This is a genomic window from Chitinophaga ginsengisegetis, from assembly GCF_900168065.1.
Classification (GTDB): Bacteria; Bacteroidota; Bacteroidia; order Chitinophagales; family Chitinophagaceae; genus Chitinophaga; species Chitinophaga ginsengisegetis.
In genome coordinates this window covers 288,666-313,447 of the sequence record NZ_FUZZ01000005.1, presented here as the reverse complement: position 1 = coordinate 313,447, position 24,782 = coordinate 288,666, and the positions used below count along the sequence as shown (strand labels likewise).

Here is a 24,782-nt window from a genome sequence, read left to right as displayed (position 1 = left end):
TTTGAATGAAAACAACACTACCCGGAGTTAATAATTAATGACGAACATGACCTTTCCGTTTATGATCTGTTATTTATGCTAATCGATTATGCCTGTCTGTTAATTATTGCATGGTTCCCACTAATTATTAACTCCGGATACGTTGCTATTCATGTATATGATTAGTTGAGATGCACGTCTACCAGTACGTTCATACCCGGGCGTAACTGTTTTACCAGTTCATCGTTAGGGTTATCGAACTCAATTTTTACCGGTAAGCGCTGCACTACTTTTACGAAGTTACCGGAAGCGTTATCCGCAGGCAGCAGGGCGAATTTGGAGCCGGTAGCCGGAGCGAAGGAAGTTACTTTACCTTCCAGTCCTTTTTCAGGATAAGCATCGATGTGTACAGTTACTTTCTGACCCAGTTTCATTTTATCCAGCTGTGTTTCCTTGAAGTTGGCCACTACCCACGGAGTAGTGCTCAGCACCACGCTGAATAAAGACTGACCCGCAGTAACAAACTGTCCCGGCTGTACGAAGATTTTTGACAGTACGCCATCTTCCGGAGCAAGGATCACGGAATAAGACAGGTTCAGCTTCGCATCTTCCACATCTGTTTCACGTTGTTTGATACCTGCATTCGCTACGTTAATTTGTTTGGAAGTAGCACCGCTCTGGGAACTCACTACGTTTGTCTGACGGCTGGCAGCCGCTTTTTGACGGGCCAGTACGTCGAGCTGACGTTCAGCAGTTTGTTTGGCAGCAGAGGCCTGTTCAAATTCCTGTTGGGTAATAGAATGATCTTTGATCAGGTTAGCGTAACGGTCGTAATCCTGGCTGGCTCTCCAGAGGTTTACTTTGGCTGCTTCAATCTGTGCATCGATAGTACCTACCTGCGCCTGTGCGGTGCTGATACCTGCTTCCGCAGCAGCAGTGCTGGCCTGTGCAGCGCCCAGGTTAGCCTGTGCAGCATAGAGGGCGTTTTCTGCCTGTTGTACTTTTATGGCCAGGTCGCGGTCGTCCAGGATTACTAATGTATCTCCTTTCTTCACCACCTGGTTATCTTTCACTCTTACTTCTTTCACATAACCGGATACGCGGGGTATAACCGGGCTCACATTAGCATCGATCTGCGCATTATCAGTTTCTTCATGGTGCTGACCATGAACATACTTGGTGATACCAAATGCACCGCCACCCAGTACCAGCACTGCCAGCACTATAACGAATCCTTTGCTTTTCTTTTTAGGCGCGGTTGTTTCCTGCATGTTTATATTGTTAGTAGGTTTTGTTTGAGTTTGCGTTTCCACGGCTTTGATATTTATTGGTTTGTTGGTATTATTTGTTGTTGGATTCCAGTATACCTGCAGACTGTAACAGTTTGTTATATGCTACCAGTGCATCTGCCTTTGCGTACGCATAGTTGAGATGCGCCTGCAGATTTGCAACGTCGGCATCCAACAGATCTGTTGTAGTAGCCAGGTTGTTATCGTGCTTGTTCTTCGTAATCCGGTAATTTTCTTCCGACTGTTCTATCGCTTTGATATAAGTATCCATTTTCTTGTGGCTCAGAAGGTAATTTTCGTAAGATTGGTATACGTCCAGGTGAATACCATCCACGAGCTTCGCCTCATTGGCCTGTACTTCTGCCAGTTGCGCCTTTGCATTGCTTACTTTTGATCCTGTTTTCCAGAGGGAAGAAAGATTGTATTTCAGCCCTACTCCTGCATTTACGGCATTGGTAATGGTGATCACATTAGGAATGTAAGCAGCCACATATCCGCCGGTTACAGCGAGTGATGGGAAATAATCCGCTTTAGCTCCTTTTATTCCTGCATTCGCTGCTTTTTCACGTGCAGTGAGAGAGGCTGCATCCTTACGGTTCTGGTAAGCCAGTTGCTCAAACTCTGCTACTCCGCGGCCATCTACCTTATCATCTACTTTGAATACGGTGCTGTCTACCTGGATCATGGTGTTATCCGGCAGGCCCAGCATGATATCCATATTCAGATTGGCAATTTTCAGGTTGTTTTCAGCGTCCATCAGTGCCAGCTGATAATTAGATTGCTGTAATTCTGCTTTTAAGAGATCGTTGCGGGCAAGGAGACCATTCTTTTCCTTGTTGGAAAATTCTTTCACCCTTTCGTCCGACTGCCGGATGTTTTCCTGTACCAGTGCTACCGCGGCTTTTGCCTTATAAAGATTGCTGTAGGCGGCGATGGTGTTCTGGATCACATCTTCACGGTCTTTATCAACATCCAGTCGCGCTGCTTCTGCCAGGTAACGGGCAGATTCTTTACCGCTTTGTATCAATCCACCTGCAAAGATGGGTACGGATACACTGGCGATACCATAAGCTGCTGAATTCACCTTGGGGCTTTCACTTTTGGTGCCACCGTTGCTATCATCTCCCAGTTTAAGTTTCATGTCGATATTAGGCTGTGTAAGCCTGAGATAAGAACCGGAAACACTTACATCCGGTAACTGGCGTTCATTGGCTTCTTTCAGTGAGGCAGTAGCCTGATCCACTTTAGCATGACTCACCTTTAATTGTTTGCTGTTTTGTATACTCAGCGATATGGCTTCATTTAACGAAAGCGGTTTTACGCTCTGTTGTGCGGATGCTGTCTGAAAGAAAAAAGTCAGCAGGATTCCCGATGCAAGCGCATATAATCGTGTGTATATGCTTTTAGAATTCATGTGTTAGGATTGCTTTGAACAATTTTTTTAAATGTGTACTTACTCTGTTTTTTAAATACTCCCTGTATTCATCGTCGTTCAGATCCTTTGCTTCAGGGTTCGTTCTTAATATATGCTTGGCAGGTATTACCTGATGGATAGTCCCGAATAAAGAAGTCATCAGCATTTCCACATCTACATCTTTATAAAAGATGCCCGCTTCCTGGGCATTAGTAACGATGGGGCGCATCAGACCAAGCATTTCCCCTTTCAGTTGCCAGATCAGATCCCTGACCGGACTTTGCTGGCTGTTCAGCTGTTCGCGGCTCATAATGCACTGGAAATACTGCTCCCCAAGCATTTTATTGATGAACCGGTCGATCAGGCTGTTTATTTTCTCCAGTGGCTCCATCGTGTCGTTCTCCAGTAATTCATTAATGAACTTCCGGGAAGCCTCCATTCTATACTTGAAAATAGATTCCAGCAATTTGTCCTTTGAACCGAAATAATAGGAGATCATGGCGATGTTCACATCCGCCTCCTGTGCTATATCTCTCACCGATGTGCCATGAAAGCCCTGATCGGCAAATAGCCGCTCCGCAACCGTTAAAATTGAGAGCTGTTTTTCACTATACTCTTCCATGTTCCTTTTTTAGATTTGACAGGACAAAGTTAAACAAACGTTTAATTTAAACAAGCGTTTATTTAACTGTTTGTTTAAATTTTGAATATTTAAAACTGTATATAATTGATAATCAACAAATTTGTTTAAAATTTTAAGCTATTTTTAATATTTCTTAATAATAGCTTAATAAAAAAGAAGAAAATCCTACCAATAGCGAGGTTTTTATAGCAGAATTTTATAATTTAAGAGATATACTCATACCGCCCTGTTTTACCATATAAAAACAAATTACATGCGTCCTTTTTCCTCCTTTCCGGGAACTGTTTTACTGGCCGGCCTCATTACCGGTACGCTGGACATCCTTTCTGCGTTTGTGTATTTTTCGGTTGTTAGTCATGGTCAGCCTGTCAGCAAAATACTGGTATACATCAGCAGCGGTGTATTTGGTAAAGCGGCCTTTAGCGGTGGGCCGGCCATGATGTGGTGGGGGTTACTGTTTCATTATCTTATTGCGCTGACGTGGTCGTTTGTTTTCTTTGTCCTCTATCCCAAGATAGCAGGGCTGCACAAACACCCGGTGGCAACCGGGCTCGTTTATGGTTTACTGGTGTGGTGTGTAATGAACCTGGTGGTAGTGCCGTTAAGCCAGGTACCGCATGGGCCGCTGCGTTTAGTCAACTCCGTTATTAATATACTGATACTGATGGCGATGATCGGATTACCACTTTCCTTCATGGCGCGTAAATACTACACAAGATAAAAAGCGGAGGGCATGCCCTCCGCTTTTTATCTTTAATATTTTACTTCCGGAAATTCTTTCTGCGCCTGCAGGAACTCCTCCTCCCAACTGGCGGGCCAGCCAAAAGCAATGATAGCCTGCGGTTTCAGGTTTACACCCGCGGCGCCGCTCCAGAAATGGATAAACTCTCCCCAGTTCAAATCCCGCGTATATGCGTTGCCGTTACGGGGGAAGTTGACGGCCAGTAATGTAAAGAAATTGTTCAGCACTTTGGCCCCGCCGTACTGATGGTAAATCGGGTAAAACCAGTTTTTGAACCACTGTGTTCCAGGCCGCGGAAAATTGTCCGTACCCTTCATCTGCATATCAAACCAGCGCCTGGCTTCTGCATCCCAGCCCAATGCCCGGTATACATCATACTGATAAATCTCCATCCACTTGCTGTCTTTCCAGATCGGGAAAGCCGGCGACCCATGCACGCTTTTGGCGGCGCCTTCCACAATATGCCCTACCTCATGCACGGCTGCATCCAGGTTCCAGCCGGTATTGCTCACCCAATCGCCCTCATGCCCTACATCAATTACATTTCGGTAGTCGTGACTGCCGTCGAAATAGGTAGACGGATGCCCGCCGCCATATTTGCCGGTATGCAGTAATACAAAGAGGCGGTTATCCTTACCAAAGGCGCCATAAGTTTTAGTGGTGTAGTTCCATACCTTCGTTAACAGCGTATCCGGCCAGGTAATACTCTCAGGCGTTTCTTTGTCGTAATACACCGTTACCGACGAATTGCTGAACACCCGGCGCATTACCTGCGCATGCTCAAACCAATGCTCCTTCCAGGTAAGTGGTGGTGCGGCCGTGGTATCCTTCACCACCGGCGCCATCCACGCGGTATTTTTCGAAGCAAAGGTGGCAAGGGTAAAAAGACTGCCACCAACTAATAATACATAGCATAAATATCTCTTCATACAGGGATTTTATAAAAAATGCTAAATCGATTTTCTAATACCAAAAAAGTAGTATCTTAATGGTGAAAATAGCCAACAGGAATCGAATCAATTTTAAAAAATCCCTAACGGATTGTAAACAAAACTTAAAAGTATCAGGAGCGGACGTCGTTATCAATTGATGAACAGGAAAGGTCAACCAAAAGTAACAAAGCGAAGCATGAGGCATTCTATCAAGCTGTATATCCTGACAGCTGTTATCTGTATTATCGCGTTGGCTATTGTACAGTTTTTCCTGATATATAATACTTATCAGTTGCTGGACAGTCGTTTTAACTACGTGGAAAAAGGAAGGATCGGTGAAGCCTACAACCTGGCTATCGCCAACGATAAACTGTTCCCGGGAGGACAACCCCTGCTGGACAGCATCATTGTGCCACAGTACTCTTACCTGGAACAGCTGTATAACACCAACCGCCACGGCTTCGACACCGCCGCACAACACCTCGTGAACCGCATTATCCGCGAACTGGTAAAGCACGAGAACACCGACAGCATGCTGAAAGCCATTAAAGCCAACGACGGGATCAAGGATTCCCTGCTGTTTGCCTTATGCATTCACCGGCTGGATATCAAGTTTAAAGACAGTCAGTATGTGAACGTATACAACCGCTTTAAAAAGTACCCGCTCATCCCGGCCAACAGGCAAAAGGAAATGGGGCTCTTTATTTGCGGCAACCTGCCGCAGCTCAATGAAAACAGCGCGGCATCCTCGCTGGTGGCCAATTCGCCCCTGCCCTACTCCTATTCCCTGTCGTTCTCATTTTATGCAGACCCCTATAACCGCCGTACCCTTGTACTCCGGCAAATGAAATATACCATCCTGCCCGGCATACTTACCCTGCTGGCGGTGATTACGCTGTTTGCCATCACCCTGTTTAAATGGATCCGGCAAAAACACCTGTCTGATATGAAATCGGACTTTATCAATAACATCACCCACGAGTTTAATACGCCTATCACGGCTATTATCGTTGCCAATAAAAATATCCAGAATGAAAAAACACTGGATAACAAACAAAGCGTTACCGCACTTTCCGAGATTATCCACCGGCAGGCGGAACGCCTGAAACTACTGGTGGAAAAGGTGATCAATATTGCGGCTACGGAAAAACTGGCGCTCAAAACCACTACCACCGATCTGAATGAACTGATCAGCGGGATACTGGCGGTGTATAGTCTTAATACCATGAAGCAGGCCATCCGCTTCACTTTCCACAACAGCGGCCACCCGGTGATGATTGAAGCAGATACCTTTCATTTTACCACCCTGCTGCAAAACATCCTGGATAACGCCGTGAAGTACAACGACCAGCCGGAGAAAATCATCACCATTACTACCCTGCAGGAAAAAGAATCTATTGCATTGATCATACAAGACAATGGTATCGGCATGAACGCCGCTACCCTCCGCCATATCTTTGAGAAATTTTACCGGCACCAGCCCAATCTGTCCAGGCCCACGAAGGGCCTGGGCCTTGGGCTTTATTATGTAAAACAGTGCGTGGATGCACATGGCTGGAGCATTAAAGTGAGCAGCGAACCCGGTGCAGGCAGTACTTTCGTAATTACCATACCTTCAAAAATATAACGCTATGAAACATCACATTCTGCTGGTAGAAGATGAAACGGATCTCGGTAACGTTGTAAAACAATACCTGGAACTGATGGATTTCACTGTCGACTGGCAACAAAACGGGCGGGCGGCGTTGGAGGCTTTTGCCGCCACTCCCACGGCCTGGCATATCATCCTGATAGATATCAACCTCCCCGAAATGGATGGCTTTGAGCTGGCGCAGGAACTGGTAAAAATACAACCAAGCGTTCCGTTCCTCTTCCTCACAGCACGTGGTGAAAAGAAAGACCGTCTGTACGGCCTGAAGATCGGGGCAGACGATTACATCGTAAAACCGTTTGATGTAGATGAACTGGTGCTCCGCATAAAAAACATCCTGAAAAGAAACCAGATCGTAAACAGCATAGCCGCCAGCAACGCCATTGAACTTGGAGGGATGCGTTTTCACAAAGACTCGCTGAAGCTTATCGGCAATGGCAAGGAAACCATACTCACGCCACTGGAAAGCGATCTGCTGCTGCACTTCTATCACAACAGCAATAAGGTGATCCGGCGGGAAGATATCCTGCACCAGGTATGGGGAGCGAATGATTATTTTGTAGGAAGAAGTTTAGATGTATTTGTATCCCGCTTCCGCAAATACTTCCAGGGGAATGAAAATATCAGTATCCGGAATATTTATGGGATCGGGTTCATGTTCAGCCTTACCTAAATAAAAAAGGGCGGGCGCTACATCGCTTAAGGGCCCGCCCCTGCACATCTTTTACAAGATGTTGTGCCTGTTTATCAACCGTATCTTCATCATTTCAGTAAAATCATGTAAGGGAAAAACAAATACAGGAGGGCTTTGCCGCTATAGGTGTTTTTCATAGTGATACATAGTTAACAGGGGTAAGCGGAAAAAGTTCACCAGCGGGTGATTGTCTTTCAGAAAAGGGCCTGGCTTTAGGGTGCTGGCCAGCGGGTGGTCGGGAGTAGGGCTGACCATTGCTTTTTGGTCAGCCCGGGAATTTTATCTGCAAATTGCGTTGCGATGATCCATATTTACTAAAACCTGTCCGGATAGAAAAACAAACGGGACTGCTCTAACTGCCAGGAGCCAGGCGTAATAAAATAAGGCAACACCAAACCTTTTTCACCGGCAAGGGGGAAACCCATTCCCATTGCCGGCACTTTACTCATGGTTTCATTATCCTGAAAGGCCCATTGATCTGTGGTACCTGCCTTCGTAAAACAAACACTGCTATTGCTCAGGGCATTTTTATTATCAAAATCAGCGGAAGGAATATAATCTATATAAATCCATGATTTTCGTTTTACATCCTTTGCCAGGTATTCCCGGTATTCCTGCCCGGTGGTGTTATCAATTCTGTACAGGAAAATATCAAAGGGGGCATCGCTATCCGCATAGTGAATATAAAATCCCAATTTATTGGTGGTGGCTTCGGCGGCTGGTGGATTTACTTCTACCACCTTACCATCTAAATAGATGTAATTAAAACAGGCTTTTGTGCCTGATGCAGGAAGTGGTTTACTAAAGACTATTTCCCCGGTAGCAGGATCTGTCAGGGTAACCCTCGAACGTAACGCCGGGTCACGGTAGGTATATACTGCGTTAAAGCCTATTAAAGAGGCTGGCTGGAGTATAAATTTTCCGTTGGCCAAACTCTTGTCGTACCTGGTGGTATCTATTGATACTTCCAGTTCGTTCGCACTGCCATTGTAGCCACTGATGATCACCTGTATTGCTTTTTCCGGATTGAGCTCCTCTTTGTTGCACGCTGCAAGCACGTTAATAAGCATGGTAATGATACCGGCTATTTTCATGTATTGTATTAATTGCTTCATTGGTTCGTTTATTAGTTATAGTTCAAATAGTTTGGTAAACCTTATACTATTTCCTGCAGTGCTTTCATTGAATATATACAAATTGGAAGATGCCACTGATGCAGATGGTGTAGGGGCACTGGAGGAAGTAGCATGCCAGGTATATCCCGTTCCCTCCGTGTAAAATTCATTCGTACCTGCTTTGTAGATATAAGCCTTAAACAGCACACTGGTAGGCTGTCCATTATATTCTTGCCCCGAAGTTGGAAAGCTGGAAATAGTGACAGGCTCACTGCATTCATAAGGCTTTACATTTTTAATCCGGATGATCTCCTCAAAAGCCTTGGGTGTGAAATAATATTTTATCAGCACAATATCTACAGGTGCTGTATAATTAGTAAGCGTTGGCATGAACAGGTAACTGATTTTTATTTTTCCCTGTTCAACCAGCGGTTTTTCCGGCAGATCATTTACTTTACCATTCAGATAAAGAAATTTGAGGTTGGTGGGGCCGTCTCCCCTTTTTATTTCCTTCTCCAGCACCACTTTTCCCGTTCCTGTTTCTGTTAATGACAGCTTTACTTTATTGGTATTGCCATAGAACGTATACGCATCGATAAGATCAAAGGCACTATTGGGTGACAATGGATAATTGATCTTAAAGGTATCCAGTTTTATTTCCAATGTTTCGTTGCTGCTATTATAGCCTTTCAACATCACAGGCGCTATCGTTTCCTTGTATAAAAAATCGTCTTTCCCTTTGTTGCAGGCAGCCAGTATTAACAGGAAGGCACCTGTCAGTATGGTATAAGATATCTTTATTGTCTTCATGACGCTACGGTTTTATTATAATCAGATGAAATCTAAAGGGAATAAGAAACGGATAAACTGAAAGAGGTGCCAATCTTACGAATGAAGGTATCCTTGTCGCCAATCCGGGTTTTAGTTTTCCCGTCTGCTGATGTTTCATAATAACCTTCTTCATATTTCTGGGAGAAGCCATATTTCCATTCGTAGATATCACTCCATTCTGTGGCTCCGGTAGAAGAAATTTCTGACATAGGGAGACCTTTCCATTTATCAAGCAGCTTATACGTGTCAGTACTGTTAATATAAAAGCGGTAAGGACTATTTAGCAGGTTGCTGATGTTCAGCTTTGCCTTCAGCTTTTTGTTTTTCAGAAAACTATAGCTTAATTGGGCATCCAGCTGATCGCGTGGACGTTCATACTCTACAATATTCGGCGTAATGCCTGTGGAGAAGGTTTTGTAGCCCATGTGATTAAAGGCCATATTGACCCCTAAACGGTTGCCATCATATTGCAATCCTATATTGTACAGCACAGGCACCTGTCCATATAATGGTCTTTTTTCTCTCTGGAATACTTTGCTGCGGTATTCATAGCTTCTGCCGTATTTGTCTTCAATCATACTCTTTCCTACAAACATAGCAGCCTGTACTTCGGAACGCTGTAAGGTAAGGTTACCACTCAGGTAAATATTATCAAGCAATTTCCACTGCGGATAGATAAAACCCAGGCTTTTACGCAGGTCAAATTCCCACCCGTTCACCTTTGCCCAATCTGAATTTTGGGTAGATACATATACGCGCATAGTAGCATCCGGTTGTATACGGTACAGCTCTACCGGTTTGTCAAAATACTTATAGAAATAACCAACAGAAATCACCTCACCAGGTTTGGGATACCATTCCAGTCGTAAGTCATAGTGGTCAATCAAGGTAGAAAGCACACCTTCATTCCGGCGAAAAGCACCTATGGCCGGATCATAGCGGATCATCCGGGAGTTTTCGATCAGTGCTGGTCTTACCACCGATTGTGAATAAGCAGCCCGTATATTAAAATCCTTCAATGGTGTGGCAGTAAGGCTTGCTGAAGGCAGGTAACGCCATTTTTTTTCTTCAGTTTCCGGATCAGCTGTAGGGGTTACGATTTTTCCGGTTTCAGGGTCCACGAACCTGTATTTTTCGCCCCGTTCTATGAGTGTACTGATAGATAGGTCATTGGCACCGCTCCTGATCCTTTCATAATCGTAGTATTCAGCCCGAATACCCCATACCAAACGCAGCCAGTTGGTAAAACGGTTATCCATCATACCATAAACTGCCTGATTGGTATTCTTTCCTTCATATCCGTTCCGGGAAAAACTGGCAGGATAATATAACAAGTCTTTCATGGGATCTTTGAATTCCAGGAATTGTCCCCATTCCTGTACAGGAACATGCGCATATATGCTACCTATTGTTCGTACGGTACTGATCGGCAATAGGGTCCAGTCGTAAAGACCGTGGCGCTCCATATACTGATAGCCGGACTTTACTATCTGCTTTTTTCCAAGTACGTTGAAATGATAGCTCAGGGATCCTTCCGCTATTTTATTGGTTTCCTCATACAGGTATTGCGCCCTGTTAAATGTTCCGCCACCTGGATTGGTAACGCCACTGGGTGTTATATTGTAACTGCTTCCATTAAGCGTACTTGCAGGCATCAGCCAGGCTTCCACGGCATCTTTTTCGAGGTTGGTGAGTTTGTTCCGGGCCACATTCCAATCAAAACGGAAAGCACCAAAGGTGTGTTCACCATTGATACGGTTTTGCAACAGGTCAATAAACTTTGGACGGTCGTATTCCCGGATGGCAGGATGTTCGCCATAACCAATGTCATTACCATATCCCACGATACGGGAAAACTGGTTGTTAAATACCCGTGAATAGAAATTGCGGAAAGTGATTTTGTGACGCTTTGATTGCCACCCCAGGTTGACCAGGGCGCCCCAGGTGGTATTGAAATTATACTGGTTGGAAAAAGTAGGGTCGATTTCTTCCCCGGTGGCTACGTTATAAACGCGATTACCGATCTTCTCCCAGTCGCCCCGTTCAAAATGGGAAATATCATCAATAGATTGCTCATTGCGGTAGCTGAGTGAAGCCACAAAACCGAAACGGCTATCTTTAATGTTGTAGCTACGTCCCAGGCTGAACTGGTAGTTTTGTCCCGGTAATGCCTTGTAGGTCCTGGTGCCTATCCGTTCCAAACCACCTATTCTTTTGTTCTGCGCTGCAATCATTTCAGGTGTTATTGCCGGAATATCTTTGGGAGGAAGATCATACGGCTTGATAGGATTATAGTTTTGATTGGTAAAGATCAGCAGGTCTTTGGGGAAATGCTCCCTGCTGCCGTCATCAAAGCCGAGGTAGTCATTTTTTCCACGGCCATAACCCAGGAAGTCTTTTCCTGTGCTCCCACTTGTATATTTTCCGCCAATACCTATTGTTGTAAAGTTTTGATCAGGAATCGCAAACGTGTTGATTTGTACCAAACCGCCGCCAAAGCCAAAGCTCATATCAGGCGTTGCCGTTTTAGATACGATCACATTGTCGATCAGGTTACTGGGAACAATATCGAACTCAAAGTCGCGCACCTGTACATCCGTACTTGGTAATGTGGCGCCGTCCATCATAGCAAGGTTGTAGCGCTCCGCAATACCTCGTATCACCACACGCCGGTTGTCGTTAGTGCTCACTCCCGAAATCCGCTTTAATGTTTCCCCTATGTTTTTGTCGGGCAACGCTGCAATCTGTTCCCTGCTTATACCGTTGGAGATACCTGCTTCGTTCTTTTGGCGGGCATAGAGCGCTTTGATGCTTTCTTTTTTTGCAGAAGAGGTAATCACTACACCACTCAGTGTACGCTTCGTTCTTTTAAGCGTTACGTTTAATGCAAAAATCTGATTGTCCTTTACTTCGATATCGGTGACCTGTTTGGTACCATAACCTAAGGACGAGATTTCTGCCTGATAGGCCCCCTTTGGCAGCGCAATACTAAAAGAACCATCTGTACTGGTGGTTGTTCCATTATTGCCAATGCGGATGCTGACACCTGGTATAGGGTCACCGTTTTCTTCATCAATGATTTTCCCGCTGATTTTTCCGGGAGCTTTTTGGGGAGTGGCAGATGGCGTTTGTTTATCCGCGGATTTTTTAACCAGCCAGGCAGTGCCTCTTCTTTCTATAGTAAACGGAATGTTGGTGACCAGCCCGCTTAAAATCTGCTCCACCGTTTTATTGTTGTATTCCGCTGGTTTTATCACAACCCCATTTACCTCTTCTTTACTAAAGGCAATACTCATACCCGTTGTTTTACGGAGTACACCCAGCGCCTGTTCTAAACTGCCTTGTTGAAATTTTACCGAATACTTCGTTTCCTGCGCCAGCATTACCATAGGTGACAGTAACAATAATAGGATCAGGGCGGGCGGGATAAATAATTTCCCTCCAGGTTGCTTCAACCATGTTAGTAGCATAACTTTGTTTTTTACTTTTTTTATTTTAACGAATGAAAAAATGGCATTGGCCCTGTTCACAGCAGGGCTTTTGCTTTTATAGCGGTTAATAGATCTCTATTTCAGCAGGGGTGATGATCCGGAACCGGCATCCGGTTAAACTGCAAAACACTTCCACGATTTCACGGGCCGATTGCTCCTTATTAAAATTGACATTGACATTGGTTTGCAGCTGATGCGGATTCCGCCGCGTATGGAGGGTAACACCATATTGATTTTGCAGTAGCACCACCAGATCATTGAACCGGACATTTTCATAATCCCATTCGCCCTTTGCCCAGCTGGTCAGGCTTTCCACAGATACAGCACGTTGGATGGTATAATCCCGGCTGGCCTTATTGTAATGGATGGCCTGTGCCCGGGTAAGGATATCCGGTGCGCTGCCCGGCTTACTGACCTGCACCTTACCGGATACAACGGAGATCTGTATATCTTCTCCCTGGGCGTAGCTGCTGATATTGAACTGTGTGCCCAGTACCAAAGTGGCCAGGCTGTCGGCAGTTTGCACGGTAAAAGGATGTTTGTCGTCATGGGTTACGGTAAACAATGCTTCACCCGAAAGCTGCACCTCGCGGTAACGGGCAAAGTCGGAGTGATAATGCAATGTGGAACCGGCATTAAGCAGCACCACTGAACTATCGGGTAATACCACCTGCTTTATTTCTCCTTTACCAGTTGCTATTTCTTTGAACACCGCCGCAGTTTGTGCGGGAGTAGCTGCGTATTGGATTGTTGCTGCCTTCCATATACCGGCACCTGCAGTAATCAGCACCCCCATCCACACAGCTGCGGCACGCCAGCTGGATAATGGCCTCAGCAGCTTACTCCTGTGCACCGGGAGGCTATCAGGAACGGTCGTTTTATCCTGCAAGCGATGAATGTTATTTAGTAACAGCGCTTCATCTTCCGCACTTAACTGAAGGTCTGCTTTCTTCATGTCGCCCCCTTTTTCAAACCATTCTTCCATAATGGCTTTTTCCTGAGAAGTGCAGGTACCAGCTATATACCGGTCTAAAAGTTCCCTGAAGCGTTGTTCTGTTTGCATAGCTTTTTATTTAAGGAAGGAGGGCTATAAATACTACTTATAGTACTCCTTACAGGATAGAGCCTAAAAACGAAAAGCAGACTACTCTGGAAAATGGAGTTAATAATTTGGTAATATTGCGAGGGGGATTAAATCACCAGCCATCTTGCTGCGGTGAGCAAAACAATAAAAAACATAAAGAAGAGGAAAGTTAACCGGGATACAGCCTGGCGGAGGCGCTTGCGCACTTTGGAAAGATGGTTTTTAACCGTGTTGGGAGAAATCAGCAGCAATTCAGCTATTTCAGGTACGCTCATACCAGCTTCCTGATTCAAGTGGTACACCTTTTTCATTTGTGCAGGCAGCCCGGCAATTTCATTGGCTACAGAGGATTCCATCGTGCGGATGACAGATGCAGAATAAGCCTCCTGGAAAACCAGTGGCATGCCTTGTTCATTCAGTAGTTCCTGCAGCAGGTCCAGGCTTTCCGGACGGGCAGCATTACGTTTTATATATCTGAGTGTTCTGTTACGGGCTATGCTGTATAAGTAATTGAAAAGGGAACTTTGTATAGTAATATCCGCTTTCTTATCCCACAAATCCATAAAAACTTCCTGTGTAATATCTCCTGCATCGGCCCGGCTACGGATATGCTTGTACACCATACTAAAAATAGGAGCGGCATACAAATGATACACCTGGTCAAAAGCGGTGCGGTCTCCCTGTTTTACCTGTTGCCATAATGCAGCGTGATCGTGGATGCCTGAAGCCATGTACTGATTTGTCCTTATGCAGGGCAAATATAATCTTGCAATATTATCATAAAGTTAACGGTTGTGGTATAGGTAAGATCACAAAGGAATATCGTGGACGAGAGGGAGCGTGAAAATAATCTACAAAAACATATGGCCCGCCAAGGCGGGCCATATGTTTTTCTTTTTTGCGGGTACAAGCCTTTCGGGTCAGCCCCATTATTACGTTATTGACTTATTTCAGTGAATTGATCCACATAGCTATTTTCGTGGCATCTGCCTGCGGTACCTGTGGGAACGGCGGCATTGGCGTAGCATAGCCGGGCCAGTTTTCTGCCTGCGGATTTTTAATCAGCGACAGGATCTTGGCTACAGAGTAATTCCTTTTGGCTACATCGCGGAAACCAGGTCCCACCTGCTTTTTATCAGGATTGTGGCAGGAAGAACAGGTATACTTGTTCAGCAACGGTTTGATCTGCTCATAAGTCAGCGCCTTTGCAGGAGCTGCTTTGGCTGCTGTGGAAGCGGCTTTTGCATCTGCTATTTTCGTGGCAGTGGTAGCTGGTTTGGCAGCAGAGTTTTTAGTGCTCAGTGCGGAAACCGCCAGCTTTGCGCCGTCAGGAATATTATTCAGGGTATAGTACACATCAGGGTGTACCAGTGAATAGGAATTTTCCTGGGTACGGATACCATTCAGCGACAGCTTGTGGATGTAGTACTGGCGCAGCCCATCGATCACGAGGCGCACCTTCATACCGTCAGGAGATACCTGTACACCTTTGATGGTCAGCTTTTCTGAGTTAACAGTAGGACTGCCATATACCGGGTGATATTTATAGATAAAGCTTTCTACATTGTAAGAAGCAATATCTTCTGCATACTTTTTATCTACCGGTAAGGTGAAGGTAATTTCAAAGCCATCGGGCATAGCGCTTACCGTTCTCATTTCAAACGGCACTTTGTTATTCCATACCAAACGTTGCAGGCCCTGGTTGGCATCACCGGCAGAACCCCATCCACGGTTGGTTTCACCTACAAAGAGGGAACCGTCTTTACCCCAGGCGAGGCGCAGTACGCCCGACTGAAAGCCGCTTCTGAAATCCCAGGCAGCGCCCTGGTACTCGCCGTTTACTTTCTCCAGGTATACACGTACAATTTTGCTCTGTCCCTGGTCGCCGATCAGCACCTGTTTGGCAAACGGGCCAAAGGCTCCTTCGGGGATGGTGGTAAGCTGTGCATTGGAAATACCTAGGATACCGTGTGGCAGCCAAACTGCCGGCAGCTGTACTTCAGGGAAATATTTCTTCATATCAAACAGCGTCACAAACTTTTCATTCTCTACGTTTTCCGGTTTGATAGCACGGCCGTTGGCATCTTTGCGGAAGCGTGGATCTACTTTGCTGTAGAGCGCTTCTGTGGTGAGTTTTACCGGGGAATTAGGCAGGTTGGTCCAGCGTAAACCAGCAGGGTGACCAACAAAGCTACCTTTTTTCACGTGGGTTAAGCCACCGGAACCCATCCAGTCGCCCTGGTTCTCTGTATAGAACAGTTCTCCATCGATCGTACCAAGTCCGCACGGAGAGCGGAAACCGGTCGCAAATGGTTCCATTTTACCATCTTCTGTAATGTGCATCATCCAACCTCTCCAGGGTACCCGGCTTTCACCGCGCCACCATTCTTCATCGCCAAAGGCCACGTTGCCGGAAACAAAGAAAGAGCCATCTGTGCCCAGTACCGGGCCAAAGCTGTATTCATGATAATGACCAGACAAAGGCCAGGAATACACCGTTTCAAACAGGTCCATTTTACCGTCCATATTGGTATCGGTCATTTTGGTGAGTTCACCGCGTTGTGCGCAGTAGAGGGAACCGTTTTTGTAGGCCAGTCCCAGTACTTCATGCAGCCCGGAGGCCACTTTCCTGAAGTAAGGTGTTTTGCTGGTAGGATTCTCTACTATAAATATATCGCCGCGGCGGGTGGCTACGCCCAGGTCGCCGTTAGGAAGGGTGCATAAACCACCTACTTCCAGCAGGGTGCCTTCGGGTGAGCTGATACGCGCGATGCGGAAAAAGTCCTCTTCCTTCGGGGACTCCTGTGCTTTTACAGGCGTGATGGCCGTTGTCATCAGGAACATACCTGCGGCTATTCCTGCTGTAATACTTTTATAATTCAGTTTCATAATAGTCATTAGTGTTGCTGCTTAGAAGATAACCGCATAACCTGTTTTCGCCTGTACCGGCACTATCAGCTCCGCGCGGCCGTTCTGGTTGCGGATAATAGGATTCGCTTTGGCATCATCCATCTTCACATAATAAGATTTGTCGCCGATCACATATAATCCCGGAGACACCTGCTCAATACTATCCCCTACGGCTATACGCAGATACAGGTCGGAAGCAGGTTGCTGCACCGTAACAGTACGGTGAATACCCTGGTTTTCCGGAAGCACGCTGATATCGTCTGTTACAGCAGTACCATAGATATTATAACGGAAAGTTGGCTTGCCGCTTTCATCGAGTGCGTAGCCGGTTGGACGGAAGCCGGTACCGGCAGTATCCGTGCTCCAGGCAGTTTCTTTGGTGGCCAGTTTACCGATGGCCAGCGCAGGCTGATTGGTGAGCACCTGCACAGTACCCAGCGGACGGGAAGAACCATCGCCACGGTCGTGCCACATAGGAGTGGTGTTCAGGAATTCGCCGCGCCATACCTGGAAGGGTAAGCCGTTGTCCATATCGTAAGTGTAATGCACTTTGGCGGGACTGCCTACAGATACGGCGTGTACCACGCGTTTTCCGCCGCGTACATCCATGAAGCTGCGCAATACGGTGTTTTCGTTGGCGGTTACCAGGATAGGATCGGTAGGATCATCTACGGGTACGTTGGTATCGCTGATCACAAAATCGCGGATGCCGGCTTCGCTCACCGATAAAGTGATGGATGGTTTTGCCCAGTCGGTATTTTTAGCATACAGCACTTCCACCGGGTAGCTGCCGGGTTGCAATTCAATGCTGCCGCGGCCATCCCAGCCCTGTGGGGTGATAACAGGCTGGTTATTCACTTTTAATACGCCGCCGCCACCGGAAGTGTGCAGGTTGAAGTTGTATTTACCTGCGGTTTTAATGGCAATGGTAGTGGTGTAACGTACCAGGAACTCATTGTCCGGCAAACCTGCAATGTTGGAGGTTAGCAGCGCAGAAGTTCCGCTAGTTACGGGTTTCAGGGTAGCAAAGTCGGGTTCTTTATCGAAGCTGCCTTTGTACACGCTGTATTTTACGTTTTCCAGTGTTGGCCTGGGGGCGCTGAAGTTATGGATTACGATGTTCCTGAAAGCCACGGTACCGTGATCTCCCTGGATACGGAGCGGCCCGGAAGCCACTTCATTATTTTGTACGGCGCCACGGGTAGGTCCGGAAAGCACTACATTTTCCTGGATGGTTACGCCGTTCAGTTCCAGCTTGAGGATAACGGCATCGGCGGTTTTATTGCCTGCGGCATCAAAGCGGGGCGCCTGGAATGAAATTTTCATGTGTTGCCATAAACCGGGTGCGCGGCTTACGTTCTGGCGGGGAGCATGACCGTCATAGCCCTGCTGTCCTTCCGGTTTGCTGTCATTCCAGCGTTCATAGATACCTCCGTTGTCGGAAGCGCGGGGAGCTAGAGTACCCCAGCTGTCGAGCAGCTGGATTTCATACCTTCCCTGTAAATAAATACCTGAATTAGAGCCTTTAGACATCATGTAATCCAGTTCGAGATCCAGATCACCATGTTGCAGGGTGCTGAAAAGGTCCTGTCCATGTGCATTCTTTTCAGGCAGGTTTACCAGGATGCCTGTTCCTGCAGTTGTTTGCAGCAGGTTGTTCTGTTGCAGGTCTGCTTTAACGCCGCCGGCTATACGCCAGTTGGCTGCAGGCTGCTGAAATGCAGATAAATCTGTTAACGGCAATTTGTTCTGTGCCATCATCTGCTGACAACTGCCAATACTTAAAATCAATACCAAAGTTCTCCGGTCGTACACACGTAACTGCTTCAACTTTGGACGGAACTTGTTCCATCTAAGCATAGATCTGGATTTTTTTTAAAAAGTTTACATTGATTGCTAAATGCATTTAGCCTTGCAGCTGATACATCATTATTTTTTATATAGGCAACCCCAATTGTTAATGAAATTTAAATTCTCAACTATCGCTAAACGTGGGACTGGACTAAATTTGAATCACGGGTGCCAAAATAGAAATTAATTGTAAGAAAGTTGTTAGTGAGGGAAAAAAAATTACACCAGCGGTAAAAATGCGGAGTGGATCGCAGGGGATTTTGTCTTTCCCAGGATTACGCTGATTATATTGTTTTATTTGGGGATTTTCTTATTCAGTAATAATTAAGGGAGATAAGAGCGGATATATATCCGCTCTTATCTCCCTTAATCCTTTATAAAATCAAAAAGTAAAAATCAATATAATCAGCGTAATCCTGGGAAAGACACAATTCGCAACAATCTATAATGTTAATCCGAAAACCGCCAGTTTTTTCAGGGTACTTTCATAATCCGTATGGCAAACGCCATTGATACCAAGACCCGCCGCTACATCGATGAACATGGAGCGGTCTTCCACATACACCACTTCGGCAGGTTTTACCTGCGCAATATCGAGCGCTATTTTATAGATATCCGCATCGGGTTTGCGGAAATGTACAAAACAGGAGGAAATGTAGAAGTCAACAAAACGACTGATATTAAAATGATGGATACGATGCTCATTCAGCTCTCTTCCTTCATTATTAACAATAGCAATTTTCAGTTTGTACTTTTCCTTCAGCTGCGGGATCAGCTCCAGCATTTCGGGGTATGGCGCCGATTGGGCAAACATAAACTCCCGGAAATCCTCCCGGCTAAAGGATCTTTTTTCATAAAACACTACGCGGCTCAGGTATTCATCCAGCGTAAGTTTACCTTCTTCATAAGTATCAAAAGTAAGGTGATGCCGTTCTTCCGTTTCTAACGCATCCAGCCCGAAAGTTTGTATCGCCAGTTTACGCGCAGCCCTGTCCCATCCGTTGGTTAATAATACACCGCCTATGTCCAGGAACAGCGTCGTAATCTTTACATGGTTGTCCATTTGCAGAAAATTTATTGCTATACTAATGTAGGAGATTAAACCGAAAAGAAGAAGGGAGATGAAAGCGAATATCTCGTTTACATCTCCCCCTTCTCTCTTAAAACAAAAACTTAATCCTTTATTTCTTTTTAACTTTTCTTTCTGTTATATAACCGTTAAAGCTGATCGGCGACCTGTCGCTGCTGGTTACCTGGAGCGATGCATATCCTTCGCTGGAAACGCTCAGGTTCATTGATTGCACCGATCTGTGATCTTTGGGCTTAATGGTAATATTCCAGCCGTCCTTTTTGCCGGGCGTAGCATTGTAATCAAAAGATTTGGTTTTAAAATCCAGTGGCGACTTCGTAGCGCCGTAATCCACGGATGTATAAACCCGGCCAAAATAAGGCAGGTAGCTGATCACCGAGTCCGCCCCTACTATCACGTTGTACTCCGATGTTAAATTACGCATGCGGCCACTCATGGGCAGGGCATTCTGCGCTACAAAAACATAATTCTGCGAATCTATCAGGGATTTGATCTTAGCCACTTTATCCGCTTTTTGCTGCGCCTTTGTTTCCTGTGCAAAAAGACCGGTAGAAATAAGGGCTCCCATAAAGAGAAGCACCGCTGTTTTTAATACAAAGAACCTTTTCATATGGTAAGTTTTTACATAAGGGGAAGTGCTAATATCGTACCATAACAGCCGGCGGTACGTTTTGTTCACCACCACAGAAATACAATTTGCTGTTAAAATGTTACTTTTAAGGGCCAATGATTAAACCCGGAAACATGCCCAACCCATATATCTCGTTACTGAAAACCGCCTGGAAATATGCCCGGAAGGAGCGTAAAAAATACCTGCTGGTGTATTTCCTGTTCCTGATGGCCAATGTGATCTTTTCCCTGAACCCCGTGCTATTCGGTTGGTTTATTGGAAGCATACAACGCGACAGCGCCCATCTGCCCCGGTATACCCTCATCTTTGCCGCCTCCTACTTCGGGCTTAAATTCCTGGAATGGTGCTTTCATGGTCCCGCCCGCGTGATGGAACGGCAACTGGCATTTAACCTGAGCCGGAACTTCCTGCAGGAACGCTACCACCAGGCCCTGCATCTCCCCGTAAAATGGCACCAGGATAATCACAGCGGCTCCGTGATCAACCGGATCAGAAAAGCATATGAGGCCCTGAAAGAGTTTTTCGAAAGAGGCTTTATGTATCTCCATGCGATCTGCAAACTGTTGTTTTCCATGATCGCCATGCTGTATTTTTCGCCGCTGTACGGCGGTATCGGCATCGCGCTGGGCGTGCTGTGTATATGGCTCGTGCTGCGGTTCGACCGCCCCTTTATCAGAACCCTCAATGAAATAAATGAAGGGGAACATGTGGTATCCGCCACGTTGTTCGACAGTCTTTCCAATATCATGACCGTTATTACCCTGCGGCTGGAAAAGAGTATGGAAAACGGTTTGCTGGCAAAGGTGCAGCGCATCCTGTCGCCCTTCAGGAAAAACACATTGATCAACGAATGGAAATGGTTTGTGGCAGAAATGATGATCACCCTTATTTACTGCGTTATTACCATAGGTTATGTTTTCCAGCATTGGGTGCCGGGAGAAATGTTTTATGTAGCCGGGCTGGTTACCCTCCTGGGTTATGTAAACCAGTTCACCAGCGTATTCCAGGATGTTGCCTGGCAATATACCGACGTGGTGCAATACAATACTGCAGTAGATACCGCCGGCAATATCAGCGACGCCTACACGCAGCATCACCGGGCAGATACCGCGCCGGAACTGCCGGTTCACTGGCAGCAGATTACCATCAGCTCCCTGAGCTTTTCGCATACGGCTACCTATGAGGATAATGCTGCTCCGCAAAGACTGCATGACCTCCACATCCTGATTGAAAAAGGAAAAAGGATTGCGTTAATTGGTGAAAGCGGCAGCGGAAAAAGTACGCTGCTGGCTATTTTACGGGGTCTCTATGAACCGGAACCCGGTGTAGTGATACAGGTAAACGGAGAGGCGTTACCGTTAGCCACCGTAAATGAAAGCGTTACCCTGTTCCCGCAGGAACCGGAGATCTTTGAAAATACTATTGAGTATAATATTACGCTTGGCCTGCCCTTTCAGCCCGATGAGATCATGGCCGTATGCAGCAGCGCCCACTTTTCGGAAGTGGTGGAAATGCTGCCACAGGGACTGGCATCTGATATCCGTGAAAAAGGCGTGAACCTTTCCGGCGGACAAAAACAGCGGTTGGCGCTGGCCCGCGGCATCCTTGCGGCCCGCAACAGCCAGGTGATCCTGCTCGATGAACCCACCAGCAGCGTAGATCCTAAAACTGAGGCCATGATCTATGAAAAAATGTTCCAGGCATTCTCCGACAAAGCGATTATTTCTGCCATGCACCGGCTGCACCTGCTGCCGCAGTTCGATTACATTTATGTGCTGGATCAGGGCCGCATCGTGTCTGAAGGTACTTTTCATTACCTGCGCGCGAATAGCGCCGCTTTCCAGGAGCTTTGGAAACACCAGGAAAACAAATAACTTTTTTTGATAATATTGCATTATCATTGCAGCCGCGTTTTCATCCTATGTAATGGTTCTCTCCCACCGGCTAATATTACACTATGAAAACTCTATGCAAAAAATTTCGCTGTACGACCTGAAACGTAAGCTAAGAAACAGTCAGGAGCCAGATGAAATTATCACCCTGCTCGGATATAACCTCTCGTTTTTTACGCGGGAGGAACGGTCACAACTACTATGCGATTTACTTGAATACCAGGAAATATTTTTTGAGGCCGCGGAACTGCTGATTGAAGAAGGCGGGGCGGATATCTGTTATAAGAAGGAAGGCATTATTCCAATCATTTTCTGCGCGGTTGGCGCCAATAAGCCGCAGGCAGTGCAATACCTGCTTAAAAAAGGCGCGTCGCTTTATATCGGCAACGCCGATTACCTTTTTGCCATTGCCTATATCTTTAAACATCACCGGCTCGCGGCGATCACCGATATGCTGCTGATCCTGATTGAACACAACATCCACTTCAATTTTGTGCTGGCCAGTATGGATACGCCTTTGCTGCTGGCTACCCGGCATAATAATAACCGGGAAGTAGTGCAGTTTTTATTATCGGAAGATGTGAACAAATACGTGTACGATGAAGATGGGTTTACTGCTATCCATTATGTTCCGTTTGCCAAAGCGCCTAACCTGTATAAAGATATGATCACCTGCATGGCCGATATCCAGGTGAAAACAAAGTTTGCCACCAGCATGGAGCCCGTATTTGAATGCGTGATCAAAGTAAGTGAACACCATACTTTTGAAGAATTTATTTATGAAGCCCTGAATGCCTTCCTGGAAAACAGGCACCGCATGTACGACGATATCTTTGAAAAATACTACTACCGCCTCCACCTCATCGCAGAACATATTTCCACCATCCGCGCCAATGCCGGCGATAATGTGTAATACATTTTAATTTTGCAACAATGTTGCAATATAGTATTTTTGCCGTCTTACTTCATGATTAAATACCACCATATGCAAACATACGATGTGATCATTGCCGGGGGAAGCTATGCGGGGTTATCGGCCGCTATGGCCCTGGGCCGCGCACGGCGACAGGTACTCATAATAGACAGCGGTAAACCCTGTAACCGGCAAACGCCACACTCCCATAACTTTCTCACACAGGATGGCGCTACCCCCGCTGCCATAGCGGCTACGGCCAAAGCACAGGTAAGGCAATATCCCGGCATACATTCCCAGGAAGGAACAATAACCGGCGCCACACCCACTCCTGAAGGCTTTGCGGTTACCACCGCCGCAGGCGAACAGCTTGCTGCTAAAAAACTGTTATTCGCTACAGGCGTAAAAGACGAAATGCCTGCTATCAAAGGATTTGCAGCCTGCTGGGGCATCTCTGTACTGCATTGCCCTTATTGCCACGGCTATGAAGTAAAGGAAACACCCACCGGCATCCTCGCCAACGGCGACGACGCTTTTGAATACGTTAAAATGATCCGCAACTGGACCAGTCAGCTGACCATATTTACCAACGGCCCATCCACGCTCACAGCGGAACAGGTCGAAAAACTGCAGCAACATCATATCGGTGTCAATGAAAAAGAAATCGCGGAAATCACACATGCAGGCGGACAAATAAGCGAGCTGCTTTTTAAAGACGGCAGTTCCTTTGCGCTGAATGCATTATACCACAAACCTGCTTTCCGGCAGCACTGCGCCGTTCCGGAAGCGTTGGGTTGCGAACTCACGCCGGCTGGTCATATTGTAGTGAACGGATTCCAGGCCAGCACCGTACCCGGCGTATATGCAGCCGGCGATGCCACCAATCCTTTCAGGAGCGTTTCCATATCGGTAGCAGCAGGCACCCTCGCCGGCGCTATGATCAGCCGGGAGCTCATCATCAGTGAATTTTAATAAAGCAGCCAGGGTGTTGTGTGCCGCTATTTGTACATGTAGAAATAATTTCATATTTTAGAACGAATGATTATTACCCATTACCTAAATTAACCAGCATGCTCACAACACTTACTGTTTTAGCCGTTTTATTTTTCCTTGCCCACGTTTACCTCCTGTTTACCTCATTTGGAAAAAAAGGATTTCAAAAACGAAAATACCTGTGGTCGCATATTACCCTCTGGATTACAGGAGCCCTTGCCTGCCTCATAGCCATCCTCTTCGCCGGTAAAAATGTTTCCGGCGTAATCGATGTATTTGATACCCCGGGCAAAGCCTCCCTGCTGATCGTGATAGCACTGGTTTTGTCGGCCGCAGCACACAGCATCGTGAAACTGCTGGTACTGCCAAAATACCAAAGGGCCGTGTAATAACGGAACAGATTATACGAAAATCCCCCGGCGTGCAGCCGGGGGATTTTATATATAAATCATATCCATACGGTCGTTTATGTTCATTTAACGGTCTGTTTTGTTACATAAAATGTTAAAGGTGGAAAATTTTCTTTCGCCATCAACAATATTCATTATATTTATACCTGTTGATCCTGGTTTCTTATAACCGCCGGCACTAACCGGCTACCGCAACACCTGCAATACTCCGCAGGTTCTGACAGATG

The 24,782-nt window shown here is 46.2% G+C and carries 20 protein-coding genes; 7 read left to right on the top strand and 13 right to left on the bottom strand.

The annotated features are described in order from the left end of the window. Window positions 1-161: 161 nt before the first annotated feature. From B5Z18_RS27490 to B5Z18_RS32960, 3 genes are all read right to left on the bottom strand, one after another. Window positions 162-1,250: an HlyD family secretion protein gene (locus tag B5Z18_RS27490; RefSeq protein WP_079472761.1), complete on the bottom strand. Its 1,089-nt coding sequence runs from the start codon at window positions 1,248-1,250 to the stop codon at window positions 162-164. Window positions 1,251-1,320: 70 nt separating this feature from the next. Then, the gene (locus B5Z18_RS27485; RefSeq protein ID WP_079472760.1) at window positions 1,321-2,682 is read right to left on the bottom strand and encodes a TolC family protein; all 1,362 of its coding nucleotides are present in this window, start codon (window positions 2,680-2,682) and stop codon (window positions 1,321-1,323) included. Next, complete coding sequence (locus B5Z18_RS32960; RefSeq protein ID WP_079472759.1) at window positions 2,672-3,304, bottom strand: TetR/AcrR family transcriptional regulator; 633 nt, start codon at window positions 3,302-3,304, stop codon at window positions 2,672-2,674. Before B5Z18_RS32960 ends, B5Z18_RS27485 begins: the two co-directional genes overlap by 11 nt. A 274-nt stretch (window positions 3,305-3,578) precedes the next feature. On the opposite strand from B5Z18_RS32960, the gene B5Z18_RS27475 reads away from it, so the two are divergent. Further along, a complete protein-coding gene (locus B5Z18_RS27475) occupies window positions 3,579-4,046 on the top strand; it encodes a hypothetical protein (RefSeq protein WP_079472758.1) in 468 nt (155 codons plus the stop codon). Between the two features lie 32 nt (window positions 4,047-4,078). Here the strand turns inward: B5Z18_RS27475 and B5Z18_RS27470 are convergent, their stop codons facing one another. After that, the gene (locus B5Z18_RS27470; RefSeq protein ID WP_079472757.1) at window positions 4,079-4,996 is read right to left on the bottom strand and encodes a hypothetical protein; all 918 of its coding nucleotides are present in this window, start codon (window positions 4,994-4,996) and stop codon (window positions 4,079-4,081) included. A gap of 199 nt (window positions 4,997-5,195) precedes the next feature. Here B5Z18_RS27470 and B5Z18_RS27465 point away from each other — a divergent pair, with 199 nt between their 5' ends. Continuing rightward, window positions 5,196-6,626 (top strand): sensor histidine kinase, encoded by a 1,431-nt coding sequence (locus B5Z18_RS27465; protein WP_159454453.1) that lies wholly within the window; start codon window positions 5,196-5,198, stop codon window positions 6,624-6,626. 4 nt (window positions 6,627-6,630) lie between these two features. Continuing rightward, window positions 6,631-7,323, top strand: coding sequence for a response regulator transcription factor (locus B5Z18_RS27460; RefSeq protein WP_079472755.1), 693 nt, complete (start codon window positions 6,631-6,633; stop codon window positions 7,321-7,323). A gap of 335 nt (window positions 7,324-7,658) precedes the next feature. On the opposite strand, the gene B5Z18_RS27455 is transcribed toward B5Z18_RS27460, so the two are convergent. The 9 genes from B5Z18_RS27455 to B5Z18_RS27415 all read right to left on the bottom strand — a co-directional run bounded on the left by B5Z18_RS27455 (window position 7,659) and on the right by B5Z18_RS27415 (window position 20,326). Further along, window positions 7,659-8,459, bottom strand: coding sequence for a hypothetical protein (locus B5Z18_RS27455; protein ID WP_079472754.1), 801 nt, complete (start codon window positions 8,457-8,459; stop codon window positions 7,659-7,661). A gap of 15 nt (window positions 8,460-8,474) precedes the next feature. Further along, window positions 8,475-9,269: a hypothetical protein gene (locus tag B5Z18_RS27450; protein WP_079472753.1), complete on the bottom strand. Its 795-nt coding sequence runs from the start codon at window positions 9,267-9,269 to the stop codon at window positions 8,475-8,477. A gap of 32 nt (window positions 9,270-9,301) precedes the next feature. Continuing rightward, window positions 9,302-12,760, bottom strand: a complete 3,459-nt coding sequence (locus B5Z18_RS27445) for a TonB-dependent receptor (protein ID WP_200817375.1) — start codon at window positions 12,758-12,760, stop codon at window positions 9,302-9,304. Between the two features lie 85 nt (window positions 12,761-12,845). Continuing rightward, window positions 12,846-13,844, bottom strand: coding sequence for a FecR family protein (locus B5Z18_RS27440; RefSeq protein ID WP_079472752.1), 999 nt, complete (start codon window positions 13,842-13,844; stop codon window positions 12,846-12,848). A gap of 128 nt (window positions 13,845-13,972) precedes the next feature. Then, window positions 13,973-14,596 (bottom strand): RNA polymerase sigma factor, encoded by a 624-nt coding sequence (locus B5Z18_RS27435; protein ID WP_079472751.1) that lies wholly within the window; start codon window positions 14,594-14,596, stop codon window positions 13,973-13,975. Window positions 14,597-14,810: 214 nt separating this feature from the next. Continuing rightward, a complete protein-coding gene (locus B5Z18_RS27430) occupies window positions 14,811-16,754 on the bottom strand; it encodes a hypothetical protein (RefSeq protein ID WP_079473114.1) in 1,944 nt (647 codons plus the stop codon). A 21-nt stretch (window positions 16,755-16,775) separates the two neighbouring features. Then, on the bottom strand, window positions 16,776-18,635 hold the full coding sequence (locus B5Z18_RS27425) for a 3-keto-alpha-glucoside-1,2-lyase-like domain-containing protein (protein WP_079472750.1): 1,860 nt from the start codon (window positions 18,633-18,635) through the stop codon (window positions 16,776-16,778). 433 nt (window positions 18,636-19,068) lie between these two features. Further along, window positions 19,069-19,689 (bottom strand): HAD family hydrolase, encoded by a 621-nt coding sequence (locus B5Z18_RS27420; RefSeq protein WP_079472749.1) that lies wholly within the window; start codon window positions 19,687-19,689, stop codon window positions 19,069-19,071. Window positions 19,690-19,807: 118 nt separating this feature from the next. Further along, window positions 19,808-20,326 carry a DUF4251 domain-containing protein gene (locus B5Z18_RS27415; RefSeq protein ID WP_079473113.1) on the bottom strand — a complete coding sequence of 173 codons (519 nt, stop codon included), beginning with the start codon at window positions 20,324-20,326 and terminating at the stop codon, window positions 19,808-19,810. A gap of 134 nt (window positions 20,327-20,460) precedes the next feature. On the opposite strand from B5Z18_RS27415, the gene B5Z18_RS27410 reads away from it, so the two are divergent. The 4 genes from B5Z18_RS27410 to B5Z18_RS27395 all read left to right on the top strand — a co-directional run bounded on the left by B5Z18_RS27410 (window position 20,461) and on the right by B5Z18_RS27395 (window position 24,534). Then, window positions 20,461-22,221 (top strand): ABC transporter ATP-binding protein, encoded by a 1,761-nt coding sequence (locus B5Z18_RS27410; protein WP_079473112.1) that lies wholly within the window; start codon window positions 20,461-20,463, stop codon window positions 22,219-22,221. 94 nt (window positions 22,222-22,315) lie between these two features. Then, entirely contained in the window at window positions 22,316-23,152 is an 837-nt protein-coding gene (locus B5Z18_RS27405; RefSeq protein ID WP_079472748.1) for an ankyrin repeat domain-containing protein, read from the top strand. Between the two features lie 72 nt (window positions 23,153-23,224). Then, window positions 23,225-24,124, top strand: coding sequence for an NAD(P)/FAD-dependent oxidoreductase (locus tag B5Z18_RS27400; RefSeq protein ID WP_143313722.1), 900 nt, complete (start codon window positions 23,225-23,227; stop codon window positions 24,122-24,124). Window positions 24,125-24,222: 98 nt separating this feature from the next. Further along, a complete protein-coding gene (locus B5Z18_RS27395; RefSeq protein WP_079472746.1) occupies window positions 24,223-24,534 on the top strand; it encodes a hypothetical protein in 312 nt (103 codons plus the stop codon). Window positions 24,535-24,782: the final 248 nt, after the last annotated feature.